At 70.4% G+C, this 21,620-nt stretch carries 26 protein-coding genes and 1 pseudogene; 26 read left to right on the top strand and 1 reads right to left on the bottom strand.

Features of this window, described 5'->3' with window-relative positions; all coding sequences use genetic code 11:
- Positions 1–81: 81 nt before the first annotated feature.
- From fliF to ACFJI0_RS12830, 16 genes are all read left to right on the top strand, one after another.
- Positions 82–1,770: a flagellar basal-body MS-ring/collar protein FliF gene (fliF, locus tag ACFJI0_RS12905; protein ID WP_382325368.1), complete on the top strand. Its 1,689-nt coding sequence runs from the start codon at positions 82–84 to the stop codon at positions 1,768–1,770.
- A complete protein-coding gene (locus ACFJI0_RS12900) occupies positions 1,754–2,779 on the top strand; it encodes a FliG C-terminal domain-containing protein (RefSeq protein WP_382325366.1) in 1,026 nt (341 codons plus the stop codon). The genes fliF and ACFJI0_RS12900 overlap by 17 nt, the downstream gene beginning before the upstream one ends.
- Complete coding sequence (gene fliH / locus ACFJI0_RS12895; RefSeq protein WP_382325364.1) at positions 2,776–3,486, top strand: flagellar assembly protein FliH; 711 nt, start codon at positions 2,776–2,778, stop codon at positions 3,484–3,486. Before ACFJI0_RS12900 ends, fliH begins: the two co-directional genes overlap by 4 nt.
- A complete protein-coding gene (gene fliI, locus ACFJI0_RS12890; protein WP_382325362.1) occupies positions 3,483–4,790 on the top strand; it encodes a flagellar protein export ATPase FliI in 1,308 nt (435 codons plus the stop codon). Before fliH ends, fliI begins: the two co-directional genes overlap by 4 nt.
- Positions 4,787–5,221 (top strand): flagellar FliJ family protein, encoded by a 435-nt coding sequence (locus ACFJI0_RS12885; protein ID WP_382157169.1) that lies wholly within the window; start codon positions 4,787–4,789, stop codon positions 5,219–5,221. The genes fliI and ACFJI0_RS12885 overlap by 4 nt, the downstream gene beginning before the upstream one ends.
- A gap of 89 nt (positions 5,222–5,310) precedes the next feature.
- On the top strand, positions 5,311–6,672 hold the full coding sequence (fliD, locus tag ACFJI0_RS12880; protein ID WP_382325360.1) for a flagellar filament capping protein FliD: 1,362 nt from the start codon (positions 5,311–5,313) through the stop codon (positions 6,670–6,672).
- Between the two features lie 43 nt (positions 6,673–6,715).
- A complete protein-coding gene (gene fliS, locus ACFJI0_RS12875) occupies positions 6,716–7,102 on the top strand; it encodes a flagellar export chaperone FliS (protein ID WP_382157173.1) in 387 nt (128 codons plus the stop codon).
- Positions 7,095–7,406: a hypothetical protein gene (locus ACFJI0_RS12870; protein ID WP_382325358.1), complete on the top strand. Its 312-nt coding sequence runs from the start codon at positions 7,095–7,097 to the stop codon at positions 7,404–7,406. Before fliS ends, ACFJI0_RS12870 begins: the two co-directional genes overlap by 8 nt.
- Entirely contained in the window at positions 7,403–8,446 is a 1,044-nt protein-coding gene (locus tag ACFJI0_RS12865) for a flagellar hook-length control protein FliK (RefSeq protein ID WP_382325356.1), read from the top strand. The genes ACFJI0_RS12870 and ACFJI0_RS12865 overlap by 4 nt, the downstream gene beginning before the upstream one ends.
- Before the next feature lie 35 nt (positions 8,447–8,481).
- Positions 8,482–8,934, top strand: a complete 453-nt coding sequence (locus tag ACFJI0_RS12860) for a flagellar basal body protein (RefSeq protein WP_382325354.1) — start codon at positions 8,482–8,484, stop codon at positions 8,932–8,934.
- 8 nt (positions 8,935–8,942) lie between these two features.
- A complete protein-coding gene (gene fliA / locus ACFJI0_RS12855; RefSeq protein ID WP_382163946.1) occupies positions 8,943–9,656 on the top strand; it encodes an RNA polymerase sigma factor FliA in 714 nt (237 codons plus the stop codon).
- Positions 9,657–9,677: 21 nt separating this feature from the next.
- Positions 9,678–10,598 (top strand): flagellar motor stator protein MotA, encoded by a 921-nt coding sequence (gene motA / locus ACFJI0_RS12850; protein ID WP_382325352.1) that lies wholly within the window; start codon positions 9,678–9,680, stop codon positions 10,596–10,598.
- Entirely contained in the window at positions 10,585–11,607 is a 1,023-nt protein-coding gene (locus ACFJI0_RS12845; RefSeq protein WP_382325350.1) for a flagellar motor protein MotB, read from the top strand. The genes motA and ACFJI0_RS12845 overlap by 14 nt, the downstream gene beginning before the upstream one ends.
- Before the next feature lie 52 nt (positions 11,608–11,659).
- On the top strand, positions 11,660–11,944 hold the full coding sequence (gene flgM / locus ACFJI0_RS12840; RefSeq protein WP_382325348.1) for a flagellar biosynthesis anti-sigma factor FlgM: 285 nt from the start codon (positions 11,660–11,662) through the stop codon (positions 11,942–11,944).
- Positions 11,941–12,366 (top strand): flagellar export chaperone FlgN, encoded by a 426-nt coding sequence (gene flgN / locus ACFJI0_RS12835; RefSeq protein ID WP_382157183.1) that lies wholly within the window; start codon positions 11,941–11,943, stop codon positions 12,364–12,366. The genes flgM and flgN overlap by 4 nt, the downstream gene beginning before the upstream one ends.
- Positions 12,353–13,078 carry a glycoside hydrolase family 73 protein gene (locus tag ACFJI0_RS12830; RefSeq protein ID WP_382325346.1) on the top strand — a complete coding sequence of 242 codons (726 nt, stop codon included), beginning with the start codon at positions 12,353–12,355 and terminating at the stop codon, positions 13,076–13,078. Before flgN ends, ACFJI0_RS12830 begins: the two co-directional genes overlap by 14 nt.
- A 10-nt stretch (positions 13,079–13,088) precedes the next feature.
- On the opposite strand, the gene flgA is transcribed toward ACFJI0_RS12830, so the two are convergent.
- Positions 13,089–13,763, bottom strand: coding sequence for a flagellar basal body P-ring formation chaperone FlgA (gene flgA / locus ACFJI0_RS12825; protein ID WP_382325344.1), 675 nt, complete (start codon positions 13,761–13,763; stop codon positions 13,089–13,091).
- A 16-nt stretch (positions 13,764–13,779) separates the two neighbouring features.
- Here flgA and flgB point away from each other — a divergent pair, with 16 nt between their 5' ends.
- The 10 genes and pseudogenes from flgB (at position 13,780) to flgK (ending at position 21,620) form a co-directional block, all read left to right on the top strand.
- Positions 13,780–14,142 (top strand): flagellar basal body rod protein FlgB, encoded by a 363-nt coding sequence (gene flgB, locus ACFJI0_RS12820; RefSeq protein ID WP_382157188.1) that lies wholly within the window; start codon positions 13,780–13,782, stop codon positions 14,140–14,142.
- A gap of 2 nt (positions 14,143–14,144) precedes the next feature.
- Positions 14,145–14,564, top strand: a complete 420-nt coding sequence (flgC, locus tag ACFJI0_RS12815; RefSeq protein ID WP_382325342.1) for a flagellar basal body rod protein FlgC — start codon at positions 14,145–14,147, stop codon at positions 14,562–14,564.
- 2 nt (positions 14,565–14,566) lie between these two features.
- Positions 14,567–15,235, top strand: a complete 669-nt coding sequence (locus tag ACFJI0_RS12810; protein WP_382325340.1) for a flagellar hook capping FlgD N-terminal domain-containing protein — start codon at positions 14,567–14,569, stop codon at positions 15,233–15,235.
- Between the two features lie 17 nt (positions 15,236–15,252).
- A complete protein-coding gene (locus ACFJI0_RS12805; RefSeq protein WP_382157194.1) occupies positions 15,253–16,446 on the top strand; it encodes a flagellar hook protein FlgE in 1,194 nt (397 codons plus the stop codon).
- A gap of 10 nt (positions 16,447–16,456) precedes the next feature.
- Positions 16,457–17,185, top strand: a complete 729-nt coding sequence (locus ACFJI0_RS12800; protein WP_382325338.1) for a flagellar basal body rod protein FlgF — start codon at positions 16,457–16,459, stop codon at positions 17,183–17,185.
- 41 nt (positions 17,186–17,226) lie between these two features.
- On the top strand, positions 17,227–18,015 hold the full coding sequence (gene flgG / locus ACFJI0_RS12795) for a flagellar basal-body rod protein FlgG (RefSeq protein WP_382325336.1): 789 nt from the start codon (positions 17,227–17,229) through the stop codon (positions 18,013–18,015).
- The gene (gene flgH, locus ACFJI0_RS12790; RefSeq protein ID WP_382325334.1) at positions 18,015–18,677 is read left to right on the top strand and encodes a flagellar basal body L-ring protein FlgH; all 663 of its coding nucleotides are present in this window, start codon (positions 18,015–18,017) and stop codon (positions 18,675–18,677) included. Before flgG ends, flgH begins: the two co-directional genes overlap by 1 nt.
- A 10-nt stretch (positions 18,678–18,687) precedes the next feature.
- Positions 18,688–19,829 (top strand): annotated as a pseudogene (locus tag ACFJI0_RS12785) (flagellar basal body P-ring protein FlgI).
- 12 nt (positions 19,830–19,841) lie between these two features.
- Positions 19,842–20,240 (top strand): rod-binding protein, encoded by a 399-nt coding sequence (locus ACFJI0_RS12780; RefSeq protein WP_382325332.1) that lies wholly within the window; start codon positions 19,842–19,844, stop codon positions 20,238–20,240.
- Between the two features lie 3 nt (positions 20,241–20,243).
- Positions 20,244–21,620 carry a flagellar hook-associated protein FlgK gene (gene flgK, locus ACFJI0_RS12775; protein WP_382325330.1) on the top strand — a complete coding sequence of 459 codons (1,377 nt, stop codon included), beginning with the start codon at positions 20,244–20,246 and terminating at the stop codon, positions 21,618–21,620.

Below are 21,620 nucleotides of genomic sequence, written 5' to 3'. Positions count from 1 at the left end.
GGGGATTTGGACTCAAAGAGCGAAGTGGTCGAGGGGGGGCGAGAGCCAAGAATCCACCGGTACCCCAACAGGACCCATCGAATGAATGCACTCAGGCTCATGCGCGACAAGCTGCCCTCGGGGAAAGCCTTGGGCGGCGCCTTGCGTCCTGAACTGGTGTCCCGCCTGCTGCCGGTCGTGCTGCTGGCGATCGGCATCACGGCCCTGGTGATGATGTTCCTGTGGAACGACCAGGCCAGCTACAAGCCGGTGTTCGGTGCGCGCGAGCAGGTGCCGGTGTCGGACATGATGGCCGCGCTGGATGCCGAGGGCATCGCCTACCGGCTGCACCCCGAGTCGGGCCAGGTGCTGGTCTCGTCCTCCGACCTCGGCCGCGCCCGCATGCTGCTGGCGGCCAAGGGCGTCACCGCGCGCCTGCCCGAAGGGCTGGAACTGATGGACAAGAACGACCCGCTGGGCGTCACGCAGTTCGTGCAGGACATCCGCTTTCGCCGCGGCCTGGAAGGCGAGCTGGTGCAGAGCATCACCTCGATGGACGCCGTGCGCTCGGCCCGCGTCCACCTGTCCGTGGCGCGCTCCTCGACCTTCGTGCTCAACGCCCAGGACAAGAGCACCGCCTCGGTGGTGTTGAGCCTGCACCCGGGGCGCACGCTGGGCAACGAACAGATCGCCTCCATCATCCAGCTGGTGGCCGGCAGCGTGTCCAACCTGGACCCGTCCCGCGTGAGCGTGGTCGATCAGGCCGGCCGCCTGCTCTCCGCGCGCGTCGATGTGAAGGACGGCATCGACCAGGGCAGCTTCGCCGACGAGGCGGTGCGCAAGGCACAGAACGACATCCTGCAGAACGCGCACCAGCTGCTGCAGCCGCTGCTGGGCGCGGGCAACTACAACGTGAGCGTGGCGGTCGAACTCGGTCAGGATCGCGTGCAGGAAACCCAGGAGCGCTACGGCGACGCGCCCAAGGTCACCAACGAGGCCTCGCGCGAGGAGAGCAACCGCGACCGCGTGGCCCTCGGTGTGCCGGGCTCGCTCAGCAACCGCCCGGCTACGCCGGCGCCCGACGCGAACGCGGCGCCCAACACCGCCGAGCGCAGCGCTGTCACCCGGCAGTTCGCCTACGACCGCAGCGTCACCACCATCCAGCGCGCGCGTGCGCAGCTCAAGAAACTCAGCGTGGCCGTCGTGCTCAACGACGGCGCCGCGCCCGGCGCGGCGGCCACCGGCTGGACCCCGCAGGACATCGCGCGCATGGAGGGCCTGCTGCGCGGCGGCCTGGGCATCAACGCCGAGCGGGGCGACCAGCTCGTGGTCTCCTCGCTCGCGTTCCCAGGCGCCGCGCCCGCCGTGCCCTGGTACGAGGAACGCGAGACCGTGTTCGAGTTCGTGACCTGGGGCCTGTACGTGCTGGGCGCGCTGCTGTGCTACTTCCTGCTGGCGCGCCCGCTGCTGCGCATCCTGCGCGAGCGCCACAAGCCGCCGGCCGAAGTCGGCATGACCGACCTGATCGCGCTGGAGGGCGGGGCCGGTGCCGCCGCCGCCGAGTCGCCCGCGCTCGCGAACCCGGCGCCGGCCGTCGCGGCGCTGTCCCACAAGGCCCAGGCGGCGAACTCGGGCGCGATGGTGCCGCTGCTCGCCGACTACGACCTGCCACCGCCCGGCTCGCCGGTGGAGGTGCTGGTCAATCACTTGAAGGTGCTGGCCCAGAAGGAGCCGGAGCGCGTCGCCGAAGTTGTCAAACAGTGGGTTCAGAAAAATGCCGCCATCACCTGATCTCGAAGGGGCCGATGCCGGCTCGCTCTCGTCCACCGAACAGGCCGCCATCGTGCTCCTGAGCATGGGCGAGCAACCGGCCGCGGCCGTGTTGCAGCACCTCTCGCGCGAGGAGCTGCTGGATGTCACCCAGGTCATGTCGCGCATGAGCGGGATCAAGGTGGACATGGCGCGCACCGCGCTGCAGCACTTCTTCGACGACTACCGCGAACAAAGCGGCGTGCACGGCGCCTCGCGCGCCTACCTCAAGAGTTCGCTCGACATGGCGCTGGGCGCGAACATCGCCAGCAGCGTGCTCACCCGCATCTATGGCGACGCCATCCGGCCGAAGATGGCGCGGCTGCAGTGGGCCTCGTCGCGCTGGATCGCCGACCGCATCGCGGCCGAGCACGAACACATGCAGGCGGTCTTCCTCGCCTTCCTGCCCTCGGCCCTGGCCAGCGAGGTCATCGAGCGCCTGCCCGAGGACAACCGCGACCTGGTGCTGATGCAGATCGCCCAGCTCGGCCACGTGGAGCACGACATCCTGCGCGAGCTCGAGGTGCTGGTCGACGCCTACCTGGCGAGCCTGGAAACCCAGAGCGCCACGGTGGAGGGCGTGCGCCAGGCCGCCGAGATCATCAACCGCATGCCCGGCAACCGCCAGAAGGTGGTCGAGCAGATGCGGGCGCGCGACCCGGCCGTGGTGGCGCAGATCGAGGTCAGCATGTACGACTTCTTCATCCTCTCGCGCCAGACCGAGGACGTCATCACCCGCATCATCGAAGCCTCGCCGCTGGACCTGTGGGCCGTGGCGCTCGAGGGCGCGGACCCCGAGGTGCGCCGCAAGGTGCTGCAGGCCATGCCGCGGCGCCAGGCGCAGGCCTTCGAAGACACGCTGCGCCGCACCGGGCCGGTGCCGCTCAGCCGCGTCGAGCAGGCGCGCGCCGAGATCATGCGCGAGGTCAAGGCGCTGGTGGACAGCGACGAGATCCAGATCCAGCTGTTCGCGGAGGCGGTGGTCGCATGAAGACCTACCGGCCGCACCGGTTCCCGCCGCTGAGCCGCTTCACACCGGCCCAGGCGGTGTCGCCCGGCGACGCCGAGAGCGCGCAGGCGGCATTGGCCGAAGGCTTCCAGCAGGGCATGGACCGGGGCTACCGCGAGGGCCATGACAGCGGGGTGGAGCGCGGCGTGGCCGAAGGCCGCCTGCAGGGCCTGCGCGAGGGCCGCGACGAAGGACAGGCCGAGGCCCGCGCGGCCGTGCTGGCCCGCTGGCAGGCCTATGCCGCGCCGGTGGACGCCGCGCTCGCGGCCCTGCACCAGGCCCAGGACGACTACCAGAAGGCCTTGCGCAGCGAGGTCGTCGATCTCGTGGGCAAGGTGGCCCGCCAGGTGATCCGCGCCGAGCTCACGCTGCAGCCCACGCAGTTGCTGGCGCTGGTGGAAGAGTCGCTCAAGACCATGCCGCCGGCCACCGGCGAGATCGAGGTGTTCCTCAACCCGGAAGACCTGGAGCGCATCCGCGATCTCGACCCCGTGCGCGCCCGCGCCTGGAAGCTCATGGCCGACAGCCGCCTCGACGCCGGCGAGTGCCGCGTGCACTGCGGCGGCCAGGAGGCCGACGCGGGCTGCCGCCACCGGCTGCAGGCCTGCATGGAGCAGATCGGCGCGCAGCTGCTCGACACCGAACCCCTCGCCGCCGAGCCGGCGCCCGCCACGGAGCTCGCCGCATGATCGCCGAGCGCCTGAAGTCCGTCGAACTCACCGAGGTGCCGGTCTCCGTGCCCACGGGGCGGCTGGTGGGCGCGGCGGGCATGCTGCTGCACGTCAAGGGCTGCCAGCTGCGCATCGGCCAGCGCTGCCGCATCGAGGTGGGGCCGGGCGACTGGGTCGAGGCGCAGGTGGTGGGCTTTCGCGACGAGATGACCTCGGTCATGCCCTTCAAGAAAACCGATGGCCTGAGCGCCGGCGCGCGCGTGCTGCCGATGGCGTCGGACAGCGAACTGCTGATCGGCCCGTCCTGGCTGGGCCGCATCGTCAACGGCCTGGGCGAACCCATGGACGGCCTGGGCCGCCTCGGTGGCGAGCACCGGCTGGGCAGCCAGCCGCCGCGCGTGGACCCGCTGCGCAAGCGGCCCGTGCACGAGCCGCTGGACGTGGGCGTGCGCGCCATCAACGGCCTGCTCACGCTCGGCCGGGGCCAGCGCGTGGGCTTGATGGCCGGCAGCGGCGTGGGCAAGAGCGTGCTGCTGGGCCTCATCACGCGCCAGACCGTGGCCGACGTGGTGGTGGTCGGCCTCATCGGTGAACGCGGCCGCGAGGTGCGCGAGTTCATCGACCTCTCCCTCGGCCCCGCCGGCCTGCGCCGCGCGGTGGTCGTGGTGGCGCCGGCCGACGAGTCGCCGCTGATGCGCCTGCGCGCCACCGAGCTGTGCCACTCCATCGCCGCGCACTACCGCGACCGGGGCCAGAATGTGCTGCTGCTGCTGGACTCGCTCACCCGCTACGCCATGGCGCAGCGCGAGGTGGCGCTCTCGCTCGGTGAGCCGCCGGCCACGCGCGGTTACCCGCCTTCCGTGTTCAGCGCGCTGCCGCAGCTGGTGGAGAGCGCGGGCAACGGCGAAGGCGAGGGCAGCATGTCCGCCATCTACACCGTGCTCGCCGAGGGCGACGACCAGCAGGACCCGGTGGTGGACACCGCGCGCGCCATCCTGGACGGCCACATCGTGCTCTCGCGCGCCCTGGCCGAGCGCGGCCACTACCCGGCGATCGACATCGGCCAGTCCATCAGCCGCTGCATGTCGCTGGTGGCCGAGCCGGCGCACAGCGCCGCCGCGCGCACCATGAAGGCGCTGCTCTCCAGCTACCAGCAGGTGCGCGACCTGCTGCCCATGGGCGCCTACGTGCCCGGCGCCGACCCGCAGGCGGACCGCGCCGTGAGCCTGTACCCGCGCATCGAGGCCTACCTGCACCAGGGGGTGAAGGAGAGCGCCCCCCTGACGGACTGCCTGCGCGACCTGAGCGAGCTGATGGCATGAACCCGCCCACCCACCTCGTTACCCTCGGCCACCTGGTCACCGCGCGCGAGCGCGAGCAGGAGCGCATCGGCGCCGAGCTGAGCCGCCAGCAGTCGGTGCGCGAGCGCATGCAGCGCAGCGTGGATCGGCTGCACGCCATCTGCGACGCCGCCGGGCCTTCGGGCGCCCAGCCCTTCCTGCTGGCCGCCAACTGCGCGGCCTACAAGCAGTCGGTGATGGGTCTGGCGCAGGAGCAGCAGCGCAGCCTGGAGCGCCACAGCGCCGAGGTGGAGGCCACCCGCGTGGCCCTGCACGCCGCCTTTCGCCAGCGCGAAGGTGTGGCCCAGGTGCTGCACAAGCGCGAGCGCGAATGGCGCCTGGCCGGTGAAGTGCGGGCGCGAAAACAGCTGGACGACGTGGCCCTGACCGTCTGGCGCCGCACTGAGCGATGAAAAAAATCCAGCCCCTCCTTCAAAAACCGCTGCTCCCGGTCGCCTTACCGGGCATGGGCGGGGCTTTTCCTGCCTGATCAGGAGCAACCATGGACATCAACCCGACCCAGATGGCGACCCAGCTCGCCACCATCTACACGCAGGGCACGCAGGACATCATCACGCGCGACAGCAAGAGCGCCGATGCCACCAACGCGGGCTACACCCGCCTGCGCTCGGCCCTCGCGGCGTTCAACACCGCGATGGACGCGCTCTCGGGCAAGAAGGGCCTGGTCAAGAACAGCGCGACCGTCGCCGGCAGTTCCGGCGCCACGGGCACCGCCTCCGCCACGGCCCAGCCCGGCACCTACAGCTTCTTCGTGGAGGCCGTGGCCTCCAACCACCAGATCGCCTTCGCCGACCTGCCCGCCGTGCCGGTGCGCACCGGCGGACCGCTGGTGATCCAGCAGGCCGACGGCAGCAGCTTCAACGTCAACCTGCTGATGGCCGACGCCGATGGCAACGGCACCATCTCGCAGACCGAGATCGCGCGCGCCATCAACCAGGCCTCGGGCAACGCGGGCAAGGTGACGGCCCAGGTGGTCAACACCGGCAACGGGTCCCAGCTGATCCTCTCGTCCGGCGCCAGCGGCGAGGACGGTGCGATCACCGTCGACGCCAGCGGCCTGCCCGCCGGGGCCCTCAAGGACGCCCTGAGCGCCACGCCCAACGAGCTGGCGCAGGCGCGCGACGCGGTGGTGTGGCTGGGCGACCAGGGCACGGGCGTGCGCATCCAGCAGGCCAGCAACACCGTGACCGCCATCGACGGTGTGACCCTCAGCCTCACCCGCGCCATGTCCACGGGCGACGCCCCCGCCACGCTGACCGTGGCCGCCGACGAGGCCGGCACCGCCGACAACGTGCGCAGCTTCGTGACCGCCTTCAACACCTTGCAAGGCATCATCAACGACCTCACCAAGACCGACATCAACGCGGCCTCGCGCGGCGTCTTCGCCAGCGACAGCAGCGTTCGCGCGCTGCGCACCCGCCTCAACGACATCGTGCGCCAGGACTTCGGCGGTGTGCGCCTGTCCGAGCTGGGCGTCTCCACCGACCGCCAGGGCGCGCTGACCTTCGACGCGGCCAAGCTGAAGAAGACGCTGGACGTCAAGCCCGACGCGCTGGACAAGGCCTTCGGCTCGTCCAGCCTGTCCGCGCCCTCGGGCTTGCTGGGCTCGATGAACACCTACCTCAAGACCTGGCTCGACTCGGGCAACGGCCAGATCAAGCGCCGCCAGGACTCGGTGCAGACCCTGCAGCGCGACATCACCAACCGCCAGGCGCGCCTGGACGAGCAGTTCGCGATGTCCTACGAGCGCTACCTGCTGCAGTTCACCCAACTTCAATCCCTGATGGGCCAGCTCAACCAGACCTCGGGCATGTTCGGATCGTCCACCTCGGCCACCGCCTGAGGACCGACCGCACCGCCCGTCATCACCCCCGACGAGGACTTCCTTGACATACGACGCATACGAGAGCTACGCCCAGGTCGACCTGGGCGCCCAGACCGCACAGGCCTCGTCCGTGCAGCTGGTGCTCATCCTGATGAACGGCCTGCAGGACGAGCTGGCGCGCGCGCGCGCGCACATCGAAGGCAGCCGCTTCGAGGCCAAGGCGCGCAGCCTCGACAAATGCGTCGGCATGCTCAATGGCCTGTCCAGCTCGCTGGACACGGACGCCGGTGGCGAGGTGGTCGCGCAGGTCGCGGAGGTCTACGACTACTGCGCCCGCCGCCTGCACGAGGCCGGGGTGCGGCTCGACGTGGGCATGGTCGACGAAGTGGGCCGGCTGCTGCGCACGCTGCAGGAAGGCTGGGAAGGCATGCAGGCCCACCATGGATAAGCGCCAAGCGTTCCTGGACCTGGCGGCGCGCCTGCGCCACGAGACGCAGGCCGCCGACTGGGCCGCGCTGGCCCGCACCGATCAACAGCTCGCCGCGCTGCTCGCCCGCCTGCCCGCCGTGGCGGCCCTGAGCGCGCCGGAGCAGGCCGCGCACCACGCGCTGCGCCAGGCGCACGAGGCCGCGCGCACCGCCTGCGCGCAGGCCCATGCCCAGGCCCACGAGCGCCTTCAGGCGCTGTGCGACCAGCGCACCGGCTGGACCGCCTACGCCCTGAGCACCGACCTGCAGGAGGTCTTGCCATGAACGCCGCATCCCCCGTCCTCAACCTCGCCCCCGCCGCGTCCGCACCGATCGGTGCCGCGCCGATCGCGCCGCCGGCCGATGGACAGGCCGCGCCGCCGGGCGATTTCGCCGACCTGTTGGCCGTGGGCGAAGGCGCGGAACCCATCGACGCCGCCGACCCCACGCTCCCCACCGAGATCGGCCTGCTCGATGAAGAGCCGGCGGCCGATGACGACGGTGAACAGGCGCGCGACGACGGCCCGGCCGAACCCACGGAGGCGATGCTGTCCGCCGCCCTGGCCACGGTGCAGTGGACGGTGGGTGTGGAGCGCGCGCTGCAGCTGGCGCTGCGCTCCTCGCAGGCCGCGCCCGCCGCGCCGCCGCCGGGCGCCGCGCCCGTGGCCCTGTTCCATACCAGCCCGGCACCCCCGACGTCCCTTGCGGCGGTGCCCGTGCCCGCCGACCCCGCCGTGTCCGATGCCTCGGCGCCGTTGCCGGCGGCCGCACCGGCCGGGCAGGGCAGCACCACGGCCGATGCCGGCGCGCGCGCGCCGCGCTTCGAACTGCCGCCGGTGCAGGCCGGCCCCGCCGCCGCGACCGCGCCGGCCACGGGCAACGCCTTCGTGCTCGAAGGCGACAGCGTGCGCCTGTCCGCCGCCGAGCCCGACCTGTGGCAGCGCCCGCTCGCGCAGGCGCTGGGCGATCGGCTGCAGGTGCAGGCCTCGCAAGGCATCGAGCAGGCGCGCATCCGGCTGGAGCCGCCGGCCCTGGGCCGCATCGAAATCGTGCTGCGCCAGGAGGCCGGCCAGCTGCAGGTGCAGCTCAGCGCGTCCCACCACGACGTGGTGCGCCAGCTGCAGGCCATGGGCGAAGGCCTGCGGCAGGAACTCACGCACAAGCAGGGCAGCCCCGTCACGGTGCAGGTGTTCGAAGACCGCGCGCTCGCCGACGGCCGCTCCCCGCACCGCGAACGCCAACACCCACCGCAGCAGGAAGACCGGCCCGGCCAGGGCCTGCTGAGTGAATCGAAGGCCGACCGGCGCGCCTTCACCCTGGCCTGAAGCGCCACCGACCGACCGCCACCGAGCCTGCCCGCATGAAAAAAGTCCAACTGATCTCCCTCGTCGTCGGCGTCGCGCTGCTCACCGCCGCGGGCGGCGGCGCGGCGGCCTACTGGCTGCTGCGCCCGGCCAAGCCGGCCGTGGCCGGCGCTCCGGCGCCCGACAAGCGCGAGTACCGCTACGTCACGCTGGACAAGGTCATCGTGATGCTGCGCGGGCGCGAAGGCGGCCCGCTGACCAACTACCTCGCGGTGGACCTGGTGTTCAAGACCCCCGTGGCCGACGAGGCGCAGACCAAGCAGCAACTGCCCAAGCTGCGCTCGATCGCGGTCCGCTCGCTCTCCGAGTTCACGCTCGAACAGGCCGGCATGCTCACCATCCCCGCGCTCTCCGACCATGTGCAGAAGGCCTATGTGGAGAGCTTCAAGGCCGAGGCGCGGACCATGCCTTTCGGTGAAGTGATGATCGGCAAGCTCATCATCGAGTGAGCGACGGCATGTACGGCGGTTACACCGAAATGGCCAGCGTGGCCGCGGCCGAGCTCGGCGCGGCGGACGAGCAGAAGCACCTGCTGGCGTTCACGCCGCTGGTGCGGCGCACCGTGCGCCAGCTCAGCTCGCAGGTCGGTGGCACCATGGACCGCGACGACATGATGCAGATCGGCCTCATGGGCCTGCTCGAGGCCCTGCGCCGCTACGGCGAGCCCGACGACCGTTTCCCCGCCTTCGCCAGCCTGCGGGTGCGCGGCGCCATCCTGGACGAGCTGCGCCGCCAGGACTGGCGGCCGCGCTCGGTGCGCCAGGAGAGCTTTCGCCTCAAGACCGAGGTGCGCGAACTCACGAAGCGCATGGGGCGCGAACCCACCGAGGCCGAGGTGCTGGCCGGGCTGGACATCAGCCCCGAGGCCTACCTGGCCTACCAGCAGGACAGCAACGCCGAGACCCTGGCCAGCTTCGACGACATGTTCGACGCGCTGTCCAACGAGGCGTCCGCCCAGCGCTCGCCAGAAGCCGAACTGGTGCTCAAACGAAGCCTACAGCAGGCTTTGGGCACGTTGAGCGAGCGTGAACAGCGCGTCATTCAGCTCTACTACGAATACGAACTGAGCCTCAAGGAGATCGCGGCGGTGCTGGGCTTGACCGAAGCCCGCATCTGCCAGATCAACAAGGCCGCCCTGCAGAAGATGAAAACCGTCCTGCAGACCGACTGACCGATTTTTCAAAGCCCAGCCATGCAACTCTTCGTCGGCGCCCTTGTCATCCTCCTCACCGTCTTCGGCGGCTTCCTGCTGGGCGGCGGAGACCTCGCGGTGGTCTGGGAACCGGTGGAACTGCTGATCATCGGCGGCGCCGGCCTGGGCGCCATCATCGTCGGCAACCCACGGCACGTGCTCAGCGAGATGGGCATCCAGCTGCGCAAGCTGGTCGGCTCGCGCAAGCAGGGCGAGGAGTTCCAGCGCCAGCTGCTGCTGCTGATGTACGAGCTGCTGCAGACGGCCGCCGGCGGCATCAAGGCCCTGGACGCCCACGTGGAAGAGCCGCACAAGAGCGCGATCTTCATGAAGTACCCGCTGGTGCTCGACGAACCCAAGCTGCTGCACTTCATCGTCGACAACTTCCGCCTGATGGCCATCGGCAAGATCAACGCCCACGAGCTGGAGGGCGTGCTGGAGCAGGAGCTCGAGACCATCCACGAGGAACTGAACCAGCCGGCGAAGTCGCTGCACAAGATCGCCGAGGCCATGCCCGGCTTCGGCATCCTGGCCGCCGTGCTGGGCATCGTGATGGCGATGAACTCGGTGGGCGCCGGTGCCGGCGCGGGCGAGATCGCGGCCAAGGTGGCCGCGGCCATGGTCGGCACCTTCATCGGCATCTTCCTGTGCTACGCCGTGCTCGACCCCATCAGCAACATGATGAAGCAGCTGGTGAAGGAGGAGATGTCGCACATGGAAGCCGTCAAGGTGGTGCTGGTCACCCATGTGTCGGGCAAGGTCGCGCTGCTGGCGATCGACGCCGGGCGCCGCCTGGTGCAGCTCAACATCAAGCCCAGCTTCTCCAAGCTGGAGTCCTGGATCAACGCGCTGGAGGGCCGCGAAGAGGAGCCCAAGCAAGAGTTCAATCGACGCGCGGGGGATCGCCGTGTCCAAGCTTGACCACGCCACCATCGTCAAGCGCGCCTCGCGGCGCCACGACGAAGAGGCGCACGGCGGGGCCTGGAAGGTGGCCTTCGCCGATTTCGTGCTCGCGCTCATGTGCCTGTTCATGGTGCTGTGGGTGCTCGCCGCGCGCGACAAGGAAGAGCTCAGCGGCCTGATGACCGCCAGCGGCGGGCACGTGGTCAACGAAGGTCGCGGCCCCCGCGTCGAAACCGTGGGTGGGCCGCGCGGCAGCCTGATCGAGCGTTTTCCCATGCCGGCCAGGGGGTCGGGCGGTGGCCCGATGGCGGGCGAGCAGGTGGGCGAGGTGCAGCCGCGCGAACCGGGCCAGCGCGTGCGCTACGAAACGCCCGCGCAGCTGCAGGACCTGGCCGAGCTGCTCAAGCTGATGAGCGAGCAAGCGGGCCTGCAGGCCAACCTGCAGACCATCGTCACGCCCTACGGGCTGCGCATCATGCTGCACGACACCGACCGCGAAGGCATGTTCCAGCTCGGCAGCGCGACGCCCGGCGCGAAATTCAAGGACATGCTGCGGCGCATGGGCCCGCTGTTCGCGAAGATCGAAAACAGCATGCTCATCGTCGGCCACACCGATGCCAGGCCCTATGCCGGCGCGGGCCCGCACACCGCATCGAACTGGACGCTCTCGAGCGACCGCGCCGCCGCCGCGCGCGCGCACCTGATGGATGGCGGCATGCCCGCGCGCAACGTGTTGCAGGTGGTCGGCATGGCCGATCGCGCGCCCTTCGAAACCGGGGACGCTCACGCCAGCGTGAACCGGCGCATCGAATTGCTCGTGCTCACCGAAGGCCAGAGCGGGGCCATCGCCGCCATGTTCGGCGCGCCCACGGACCAGCACCCACTGGTGCCCGGCGTGCAGACCGAGATGCCCAGCCTGGACGTGCTCGCGGCGCTGCGCGCGTCCCTGCTCAAGGCCAGCCAGGGCATCCCCGGCCTGCAGCAGGTGATGGACCGCGGCGCCAACCACCCCCCCGTCACCCCATGAACGCCCTTCAGGCCGCAGGCGAATGCAAACCCGACGAACGCGAGGAGATCGCATGAGAATTTCCGGCAACCCCGGCACCGAGCCTGCCGCCGCGGCGCGCGCCGCCGACGCGCCCCGCACCGAGGCGGCCAGCGCCGGCGCGCCCTCGGTGCGCACCGCGCCGGCCGCGCTGGCCTCGGGCGTCATGCAGCCCGCCATGGACGCGCTGCGCGGCATGTCGGACGTGGACACGGCCCGCGTCGCCGAGATCCGCGAAGCCCTGGCGCGCGGCGAGATCCGCTTCGACGCCGGCAAGCTCGCCAGCCTCATCACGCGCTACCACGGGAGCCGGCCGTGAGCGTGCGGCGCGAGTGCGTGGCCTTCCTGGAGCTGGTGCGCGACGACCAGACCGACTTCCAGGCCATGCGCGACCTGCTGCAGGCGCAGTTCGACGCCGCGCTGCGCCACGACCCCGTGCGCGTGGCGGCCGTCTGCGAATCCATTTCGGCACTGACCGAGCGCATCACCCAACGCGGCCACGAACGGCTCGCGCTGGCGCGGCGCATCAGCGGCGCCGACGGCCACGCGGCCTACGAGATGGTGCAGCAGGCCTTGCCGCACGGCGTGCGCGCCACCGTGAAGCAGTGGTACACCGACCTGCAGGCGATGGTGACCGAGTGCCAGCGCCTCAACGCGCGCAACTGCGACCTGCTGATGGGCCAGTACGAGATCATGCAGCGCGTGCTCAACGACGAGGTGCACACCTATGCGCCTGCCTGACGCGCGCTTCGCGGCGGTGTCGCCCGCCATGGCGATGGACGGCATGGCGCCGCTGCCGCGCGCGGGCGCGGGTGGCTTCAGCGCGCTCATGCGCTCGGTGGACGGCGAGGTGCGCCGCTTCATCGCCCAGGGCTCGGGCGCCAGCCTGCCGGGCGGGCTCACGCCCGAGGCCGCGTCGCTGCGCCTGCGGATCGCCACCGTCGAGGCGCCGGGCGTCCGCCCTGCTTCGGGCGAGGGGGTGCCCGAGGCCGAACGCGCCGCCTTTCTCAACCGCATCGCGCCCTGGGCCGAAAGCGCTGGCCGTGCGCTGGGCGTGGCGCCCGAACTGGTCGCGGCCCACGCGGCGCTCGAATCGGGCTGGGGCCGGCAACCGCTGCGCGCGGCCGACGGCAGCGACACGCACAACCTGTTCGGCCTCAAGGCCACGGGCGGCTGGAAGGGCGGCACCACCGACGCGCTCACCACCGAGTTCAGCGAGGGCGAGGCCCACAAGACCACCGAGCGCTTCCGCGCCTACGCCGATCCGGGCGAGGCCTTCCAGGACTACACGCGCCTGCTGCGCGACAACCCGCGCTACCGGGGCGCGGTCAACGCGGGCCAGGACGCGCGGGCCTTCGCCCAGGGCCTGGCGGCGGGCGGCTATGCCACCGACCCGGCCTACGCCGGCAAGCTGGAGCAGGTGGCCCGTCAGATCCAGGGAGCCAACCGATGAGGCGCCAGCGCTATTCGGCGGGTTCGACCACGCCCTCGTCGACGACGCGCGCGCTCAGCGTCTTGCCCGACGCGGTGTTGCGCACCCGCACCAGCTCGCCGAGCGAGCCGGCCTGCAGGCTCTCGCCCGCGTTCTCCACCGACACGCCGCCCTGGCGCGCGACGATGCGCACGGCCGCCCCGCGCTTGACCAGCACGGCCTTGTTCAGCAGGCGCGCCTGCAGCACCTGGCCTTCGCGCAGCGCGCGCCGGCTCGACTGCCCCACCGCGTTCTCGACGATGCCCAGGGCATCGGCCATCTGCGTCACATCGCGCCGCTCGGGCCGCACGTCCGCGGCGGTGAGTGCCTTGCCGGCGGCGATCGCCCCGGCGCTGACCAGCACCTCGGCCTCGAGCGCCACGCGCGCCACGAACTCGTGCGTCCAGCCCGGTGTGTCCGGGCAGCTCACCTTGAGCGGCATGCGGGTCGGGTGGCGGGCGTCGCCCAGGTCCACCGCGACCGGGCTGGCGCACTGCAGATTCGCGGGCGCGCGGCTGCCCAGCTTCACGCTCACTTCAGGGGCTTTCCAGCCCAGGTCTTCGGCGTGGGCAAGCCAGTGCGCGCGCACCGCCTGCTCGACCTGCGGCAGCACGGGCGCCGCCACCGCGAGCGCGGGCAGGGCGCCGAACCAGACAAGCAACTTCAAACAGAAAGGACTGCGCATGGGTATCGATATCGGGCAAGTGATCGCGGTGCATGCCGACGCACTGCAGTTGCGGGCGGAGCGGACCAAGGTGCTGGCCTCCAACCTCGCCAACGTGAACACCCCGGGCTACCAGGCCCGCGACATCGACTTCGCCGCCAGCCTGGAACGGGTGATGAGCGAAGGCGGGGAGGGGCTTGAAACGGGCGATGGCGGCGAGCTGATGTACCGCGTGCCGCACCACCCTTCGGCGGATGGTAACACCGTGGAATTGGGCGTCGAGCAGGCGGCTTTCGCGCAGAACGCGGTCGGTTTCCAGACCAGCCTGACCTTCGTCCAGATGAAATTCAAGGGCCTGGCGCAGGCCATCGCGGGGCAGTAAACATGTCGTTCGAAAGCATCAGCCGCATCGCGGGCTCGGCCATGTCGGCCCAGACTGTGCGCCTCAACACCATCGCCAGCAACCTCGCCAACGCCGAGGCCGCCTCGGGCGTGGAGGGCGACACCTACCGCGCGCGCAAGCCGGTCTTCGCCACGATTTACGACAACGGCGGCAACGGCGCCACGCCCGGCGCCAGCGTGCAGGTGCTCGACGTGATCCAGAGCGACGAGCCGCTGCGCCGCATGCACCAGCCCGACCACCCGCTGGCCAACGAGGCCGGCGACATCTACCTGCCCAACGTGAACCCCGTGGCCGAGATGACCGACATGATGTCGGCCTCGCGCGCCTTTGAAACCAGCGTCGAGGTGCTGACCCGCACCCGCCAGATGCAGATGGCCGTGCTGCGGCTGGGAGAGTCCTGACTATGGAAGCCATCACCGATCTGACCCAGAAGTCGGCGCAGACCGCCGCCGAAGCGCCGGTGGCCGCGAACGCGGACGCCGGCACCAAGGACATGTTCCTCAAGCTGCTGGTGGCGCAGGTGCGCAACCAGAACCCGCTGGAGCCCAGCGACCCGGCCGAGTTCGTCAACCAGCTCACGCAGCTCAGCCAGACCGAAGCCATGCAGAACGTGGTGGCGCAGACGCGCAACAGCGCCTCCATGCTGGAGAGCCTGCAGGTGCTCTCGCTCGGCGCCCAGGTGGGCAGCCAGGTGTCCGTGGTCACCGAGTCGGTGATCCTCGGCACCGAGAAGGTCTCGGGCAGTTTCGAGCTCGACGCCGCGAATTCCAACCTGGCGGTGGTGCTCACGGCGCCAGATGGTCAGAAACACCGCGTAGAGCTGGGTGCCCAGAGCGCCGGCACCGTGTATTTTTCAGTGGACCCCCAGGCGCTGGGCCTGCCGGGTGGCAGCTACGACATCGCCATCGATGGCGGCGAAGGCGTGTCCCCCGATGTGGAGATCCAGAGCGAACTCACCAGCGTGAAGCTCTCGCCCACCGGCGGTGTGCTGCTTCAGGTGGCGCACCTGGGGGACGTGCCTTCCCATGCCATCACCGGCTTTTTCGGCCGCCCGAAGACCTCCAACAGTTGATTTAAGGACCTCCTTCCATGAGCTTCAACATTGCCCTCGGCGGCGTCAACGCCATCAACACCCAGCTGGAAGCGATCAGCAACAACATCGCCAACGCCGGCACCTACGGCTTCAAGTCCAGCCGCGCCAACTTCGCCTCGATGTACGCCGATGGCCAGGCCATCGGTGTGGAGGTCGGCTCCATGTCGCAGACCATAGGCACCAGCGGCGGCGCGCTCAACACCGGCCGCAGCATGGACGCCGCGATCCAGGGCAAGGGCTTCTTCGTCACCAAGGACACCAACGGCGAGACCCTGTTCACCCGCGTGGGCATCTTCGGCGCCGACAAGGACGGCTACGTCACCGACAGCTTCGGCCGCCGCGTGCAGGGCTATGCCGCCGTGCCCGGCAGCACCGCGCTCGGCGCCCTGGGCGACATGCAGATCGAAAAGGGGCAGCTGCCGGCGCAGGCCAGCAGCACGCTCGACTACGTGGGCAACCTCTCGGCCGACTGGCCCAACCCGGCCGTGGCGCCGTTCTCGCCGACCGACCCGCAGTCGTACAACGGTTCCATGGTCTCGGTGGTCTACGACTCGCAAGGCACCAAGCACACGGTGACGCAGTACTTCGTGAAGACCAACCCGAACGAAGTCACGGTGCACTACACCTTCAACGGCGCGGCCTTGCCCGCGGGCTCGCAGACCGTGCTGCAGTTCAGCACCGCCGGCCAGCTGCTGACCCCGGCCACGCCGGTGACCAAGAACCTGCCGGTGCCGGCCACGGTGGCGCCGATCGCGCTGGCCGTGAACTACAACGGCACGACGCAGTTCGCGGGCCAGGCCACCACCACCGTCAACGCCAGCAACGGCTACGCCTCGGGCTCCTTCGTGGGCGTGGCGCTGGACAAGGACGGCTCGGTGCTGGCCCAGTACAGCAACGGCCTGAAGCAGCGCGTGGGCACCATCGCCCTGGCCAACTTCCCCAACGAAGACGGCCTGGTGCCGGTGAGCGACACCAGCTGGGCCGTCTCCAACGCCAGCGGCGAGCCGCTGTACGACGTGCCCGGCGCGGGCCAGGCCGGCACCATCAGCCCCGGCTCGCTGGAGCAGTCCAACGTCGACATGACCGGTGAGCTGGTGGGCCTGATGACCGCGCAGCGCAACTACCAGGCCAACACCAAGGTGTTCTCCACCCAGCAGGCCATGACCCAGGCCCTGATGCAGGCCGTCTGAGCCCCTTGCCATGGATGCCCTGATCTACACGGCCATGAGCGGCGCGGAGCGCACGCTGCGCGAGCAGCAGGTGCGCGCCAACAACCTGGCCAACGCGGACACGCCCGGCTTCCGGGCCGACGTGGCCTTCAGCACCGCGCTCGCGACCCCCGGCTACGGCTACGACGACCGCCACATGAGCCAGCTCAACGCCGACGGCGTGAGCGCGCGCCACGGTGTGCTCAAGTCCACCGGCCGCGAGCTGGACGTGGCCGTCACGGGCGAGGGCTACTTCGCGGTGCAGCACCGTGGCGCGCAGGAGGCCTACACCCGTTCGGGCCAGTTCACCGTGGATGCCGACGGCACGCTGACGGTGAACGGGCGCCCCGTCGTCGGCGATGGCGGCCCTATCGTGTTGCCGGCCTTCACGCGCGTGGACATCGCGGGCGACGGCACGGTCTCGATCCAGCCGCCGGGCCAGGAGGACTTGCAGCCGGTGGACCGCATCAAGACCGTGCGGCCGCTGGGCGGCGAGGTCACGAAGAACGAAGCCGGCCTGATCGTGGCGCGCGACGGCCAGCCATTGCCGGCCGATGACACCGTGACCATGCGCTCGGGCCACCTGGAGGGCAGCAACGTGTCCGCCGTCGAGGAGATGGTGGCCACCATGACGCTGAGCCGCGATTTCGAGGTGCAGATGAAGCTGTTCGGCTCGGCCGAACGCCTGTCCGAGGCGGGCAACCGCCTGCTGCGCGGCTGAGCCTGCCGCGCCCCCCCGTTCAACCAACCAGGAAACACACCATGAATCCCGCCATGTGGGTCAGCAAGACCGGCGTGCAGGCGCAGGACGCCAAGCTGCAGGCCATCGCCAACAACCTCGCCAACGTCAACACCGTGGGCTTCAAGCGCGACCGCGTGATGTTCGAAGACCTGTTCTACCAGGTGGAGCGCCAGCCCGGCGCCGCGCGCGACGAGAACACCAACGCGCCCACCGGCGTGCAGCTGGGCAATGGCACGCGCGTGGTCGGCACGCAGAAGGTCTTCACCACCGGCAGCCTGCAGACCACCGGCCAGCAGCTGGACGTGGCGATCGTCGGCCAGGGTTTCCTGCAGGTGGAGCTGGCGAACGGCGACACCGCCTACACGCGCGCCGGCCAATTGCAGCCCAGCCCCGAAGGCCGGCTCGTGACCGCGCAGGGCTACCCCATCGTGCCGGACATCACCATCCCGGCCAACGCGCAGTCCATCGTCATCGGCGAAAACGGCGTGGTCAGCGCCAAGATCGCGGGCGAGACCGAACTCACCGAACTGGGCCAGATCACGCTCGCGGGCTTCGTGAACCCGGCCGGCCTGGTGGCGCTGGGCGACAACCTGTTCCAGGAAACCACCGCCAGCGGCGTGCCCACCGAAGGCGTGCCCGGCGAAGAGGCCTTCGGCAAGCTCAAGCAGGGCGCGCTGGAAGGCTCCAACGTGCAGGTGGTCGAGGAAATGGTGGAAATGATCTCGGCCCAGCGCACCTACGAGATGAACACCAAGGTGCTGTCCGCCGCCGACGGCATGCTGCAGAACCTGGCCCAGGCGGTGCGCTGATGCGCGCGCTGGCCGTCCTCACCCTGGCGGCGGCCACCGGGCTCGGTGGCTGCGCGGCCATCGTGCCGCCGGTGGCGCCGCCGCTGGCCGACGCGCCCATGCCCCCGGTGCAGCCCATGGCGCGCAAGGGCCAGTCGGGTGGCTTGTTCAACCCCCAGTCCGCCTGGGTGCTGACCAACGACAGCCGCGCCTTCCGCTCCGGCGACGTGCTCACGGTGATCCTGGCCGAGACCACGCAGGCCAGCAAGCGCTCGGGCACCAGTCTGGACAAGCGCAGCAGCGCGAGCGTGCAGCCCCTGACCATCGCCGGCAAGGTGCTCGACACCAGCGTGGGCCTCTCGGCCGACCGCGAGTTCTCCGGCGGCTCCAGCAGCACGCAGCAGAACGCGCTGGAAGGCGCGATCACCGTGGTGGTGCACGAGGTGATGGCCAACGGCCTGCTGCGCGTCTCGGGCGAGAAGAGCCTGTGGCTCAACCAGGGCGAGGAGTTCATCCGTCTCAGCGGCTTCGTGCGCGCCGAGGACATCGACGCTACCAACCGCGTGTCGTCCCAGCGCATCGCGAACGCGCGCATCGCCTATTCCGGCACCGGCACGCTGGCCGATGCCAACAGCCCGGGCTGGCTCACCCGCTTCTTCACCAGCCCCTGGATGCCTTTCTGAGATGCCTGCCATGAACCTTGCCCCGATCCGCGCGCGCTGCTGCGCCGCCCTGGCCCTGGGCGCCGCCCTGCTGGCCCTCGCGCTGCCGGCGCAGGCGCAGGCGCCGGGCGCGCCGGCCCGGCCGCTGCACAGCCTGGTCGACGTCGAAGGCATGCGCGAGAACCAGCTGATCGGCTACGGCCTGGTGGTAGGCCTGCAGGGGTCGGGCGACAGCAGCCAGATCCGCTTCTCGGGCCAGACGGTGGAGAACATGCTCAAGCAGTTCGGCGTCAAGCTGCCCGAACGCAGCAACACCAAGGCGCGCAACGTGGCGACCGTGATGGTCAGCGCGGTGTTCCCGCCGGGTTACCGCAAGGGCCAGAGCATCGACGTGACCGTGTCCTCGATGGGCGATGCCAAGAGCCTGCGCGGCGGCGTGCTGCTGTTCTCGCCCCTGCGCGGTGCGGATGGCGAGGTCTACGCGCTGGCCCAGGGCAATGTGGTGGTGGGCGGCCTCTCGGCGCAGGGCGCCAGCGGGTCCAGCGTCACCGTGAACACGCCCACCGCCGGCCGCGTGCCCAACGGCGCCACGGTGGAGCGCGAGATCGAAAGCGACTTCGACACCCGAGAGACCGTCACGCTGAGCCTCAAGCGCCCGCACTTCCAGACCGCCACCAACATCGTCGAGGCCATCAACCGCAAGTTCGGCACGCTCGCCACCACGCGCAACGCCACCAGCGTGGACGTGGTCGCCCCCGCGAACCCGACCCAGCGCGTGGCCTTCGTGGCAATGCTGCAGGCGCTGCCGGTGGCCGTGGGCACGGAAACGCCCAAGGTGGTCTTCAACTCGCGCACCGGCACCGTGGTGATCGCCGACGGCGTGCGCGTGCGGCCGGCGGCGGTGTCGCACGGCTCGCTCAAGGTGGTGATCGGCGAACAACCCCTGGTGAGCCAGCCCGCGCCTTTCGGCCGTGGCGAGACCAAGGTGGTGCCGCAATCGAGCGTGGCGGTGGAGCAGGGCAGCGGCCGCATGTTCAGCTGGCCGCCGGGCACCAGCCTCAAAGGCATCATCGACACCATCAACAGCACCGGCGCTTCGCCCGACGACATCATGGCGTCCTGCAGGCGCTGGACCAGGCCGGTGCCATCGACGGCGAACTCGTCGTCATCTGAGGCGAGCCCACCATGCAAGCCATTGGACCTTCGGCCCCCGGCGCCGGGCAGCCGGCCGACATCGACCCGGTGCTGCGCGCCAAGGCGGTCGATGCCGCGGAAAAATTCGAGGCCTTCTTCATCGCGCAGAACCTCAAGGCCATGCGCCGCTCCACGCAGGCCCTGGCGAGCGAAGACAGCCCGTTCAACAACAAGATCAACCAGGACATGCTGGACCTGGCCGACAACGTGGTGGCCGACACCATGGCCCGCCAGCGCGCCTTCGGCATCGCCGACGTGATCCTGCGCCAGCTGCTGCCCGCGCCCGCCGTGGCGCCGATGCAGGCCGCGCTTAAGGCGCCGCCCGCTTCGGTCGCTATCCACGAGAAGGCCCCGACCGTGCGCGGGGCCGCCACACCGCCGGAGCCCTGACCCATGACCATCCACTACACCGCGCTGACCGGCGCACTGGCCGCCCAGACCGCGCTGGCCGCGGCCAGCCACAACATCGCCAACGTGATGACGCCGGGCTTCACCCGGCAGGGCGCGCTGTTCGCGGCGGTCGGCCCGTTCAAGGGCGGCGTGGCCGCCACCGGTGGCGGCGTCTCGGTGCCCGCGCTGCTGCGCTTCAGCGACGGCTACAAAAGCATGCAGATGTGGCAGGCCAATTCCGAACTGGGCCGCTACAACACCTCGCAGCCCTACATGCGCCAGCTCGAGCAGGTGATGGGCGACGACGGCTCCAGCCTCAACAGCGGGCTGGACCTGTTCTTCAACGCCCTCAACGCCGCCAGCGTCGACCCCACCTCCGCGCCCCTGCGCCAGCAGGTGATCACCTCGGCCGAGGCGCTGGCCCAGCGCTTCAACAACCTCAACCAGGTGCTCAACAACCAGCGCGCCTCGGTCGCGCAGCAGCGCACCGCCTCGGTGGCGCAGGTGAATTCGCTGAGCGCGGAGATCGCCGACCTCAACGAGAAGATCGCGGCCACGCGCGCCACCGGCATCAACCCCTCCAGCCTGATGGACGCGCGCGACCTCAAGATCGACGCGCTGTCCAACCTGGTGGGCCTGCAGGTGGTCGAGCAGGCCGACGGCAGCGCCAGCGTGTCCCTGCGCAGCGGCGTGCCGCTGGTGGCCGGCTCCCTGGCCGCCACGCTCTCCACCGTCAACAACCCCGACGGCTCGCAGACCCTGAAACTGGCCTTCGCCAGCGAGTCCTTCACCGTCACCAGCGGCAACCTCGGCGGCCAGCTCGGTGGGCTGGACGAATTCGAGCGCACGGTGCTCAAGCCGGTGATCGATGACGTGGCCGCGCTGGCCGAAGCCATTGCCACGCGGGTGAACACCCAGATGGCCGCCGGCTTCGCCATGGACGGCACGCCGGGCACCGACCTGTTCCAGTTCGACGCCGCCTCCACCGGCCTGCTCAAGGTGGTCGACGGCCTGCTGGGCGAAGACCTGGCGTTCTCCTCGGACCCGACCAAACCCGGCAACAGCGACAACCTGCAGGCCCTCATCGGCCTGCGCGACCAGCCGCTGACGGTGCCTTCGCTGGGCACGGTGCGCCTGGGCGACATCTACACCCAGATCGTCGGGCGCCTGGGCACGCAGAACCAGCAGGCGCGCGCGGCCCACGACACCGCCAAGACGGTGCGCAACCAGGCCGAGGAAAGCTGGAAGTCCACCAGCGGTGTGAACACCGACGAGGAGGCGATCAACATCGTGCAGTACCAGCAGATGTACCAGGCCAACATGAAGGTGCTGGCCGTCTCCAACGAGCTGTTCGACACCACGCTGGCCATGTTCGGCTGA

This window comes from Hydrogenophaga sp. UC242_53 (assembly GCF_042696965.1).
GTDB lineage: Bacteria > Pseudomonadota > Gammaproteobacteria > Burkholderiales > Burkholderiaceae_C > Hydrogenophaga.
Note: the sequence above shows the minus strand (reverse complement) of the source record. Positions and strands in the feature narration are given on the sequence as shown.

Coding starts and splice junctions, on each gene's coding strand:
- motA (WP_382325352.1), top strand. CDS start 9,678: ATGCAACTCTTCGTCGGCGCCCTTGTCATCCTCCTCACCGTCTTCGGC.
- ACFJI0_RS12885 (WP_382157169.1), top strand. CDS start 4,787: ATGAACCCGCCCACCCACCTCGTTACCCTCGGCCACCTGGTCACCGCG.
- fliH (WP_382325364.1), top strand. CDS start 2,776: ATGAAGACCTACCGGCCGCACCGGTTCCCGCCGCTGAGCCGCTTCACA.
- fliF (WP_382325368.1), top strand. CDS start 82: ATGAATGCACTCAGGCTCATGCGCGACAAGCTGCCCTCGGGGAAAGCC.
- flgH (WP_382325334.1), top strand. CDS start 18,015: ATGCGCGCGCTGGCCGTCCTCACCCTGGCGGCGGCCACCGGGCTCGGT.
- ACFJI0_RS12830 (WP_382325346.1), top strand. CDS start 12,353: ATGCGCCTGCCTGACGCGCGCTTCGCGGCGGTGTCGCCCGCCATGGCG.
- ACFJI0_RS12780 (WP_382325332.1), top strand. CDS start 19,842: ATGCAAGCCATTGGACCTTCGGCCCCCGGCGCCGGGCAGCCGGCCGAC.
- ACFJI0_RS12800 (WP_382325338.1), top strand. CDS start 16,457: ATGGATGCCCTGATCTACACGGCCATGAGCGGCGCGGAGCGCACGCTG.
- flgB (WP_382157188.1), top strand. CDS start 13,780: ATGGGTATCGATATCGGGCAAGTGATCGCGGTGCATGCCGACGCACTG.
- ACFJI0_RS12865 (WP_382325356.1), top strand. CDS start 7,403: ATGAACGCCGCATCCCCCGTCCTCAACCTCGCCCCCGCCGCGTCCGCA.
- flgG (WP_382325336.1), top strand. CDS start 17,227: ATGAATCCCGCCATGTGGGTCAGCAAGACCGGCGTGCAGGCGCAGGAC.
- fliI (WP_382325362.1), top strand. CDS start 3,483: ATGATCGCCGAGCGCCTGAAGTCCGTCGAACTCACCGAGGTGCCGGTC.
- ACFJI0_RS12900 (WP_382325366.1), top strand. CDS start 1,754: ATGCCGCCATCACCTGATCTCGAAGGGGCCGATGCCGGCTCGCTCTCG.
- ACFJI0_RS12870 (WP_382325358.1), top strand. CDS start 7,095: ATGGATAAGCGCCAAGCGTTCCTGGACCTGGCGGCGCGCCTGCGCCAC.
- fliD (WP_382325360.1), top strand. CDS start 5,311: ATGGACATCAACCCGACCCAGATGGCGACCCAGCTCGCCACCATCTAC.
- flgM (WP_382325348.1), top strand. CDS start 11,660: ATGAGAATTTCCGGCAACCCCGGCACCGAGCCTGCCGCCGCGGCGCGC.
- ACFJI0_RS12805 (WP_382157194.1), top strand. CDS start 15,253: ATGAGCTTCAACATTGCCCTCGGCGGCGTCAACGCCATCAACACCCAG.
- flgC (WP_382325342.1), top strand. CDS start 14,145: ATGTCGTTCGAAAGCATCAGCCGCATCGCGGGCTCGGCCATGTCGGCC.
- fliA (WP_382163946.1), top strand. CDS start 8,943: ATGTACGGCGGTTACACCGAAATGGCCAGCGTGGCCGCGGCCGAGCTC.
- ACFJI0_RS12810 (WP_382325340.1), top strand. CDS start 14,567: ATGGAAGCCATCACCGATCTGACCCAGAAGTCGGCGCAGACCGCCGCC.
- ACFJI0_RS12860 (WP_382325354.1), top strand. CDS start 8,482: ATGAAAAAAGTCCAACTGATCTCCCTCGTCGTCGGCGTCGCGCTGCTC.
- flgK (WP_382325330.1), top strand. CDS start 20,244: ATGACCATCCACTACACCGCGCTGACCGGCGCACTGGCCGCCCAGACC.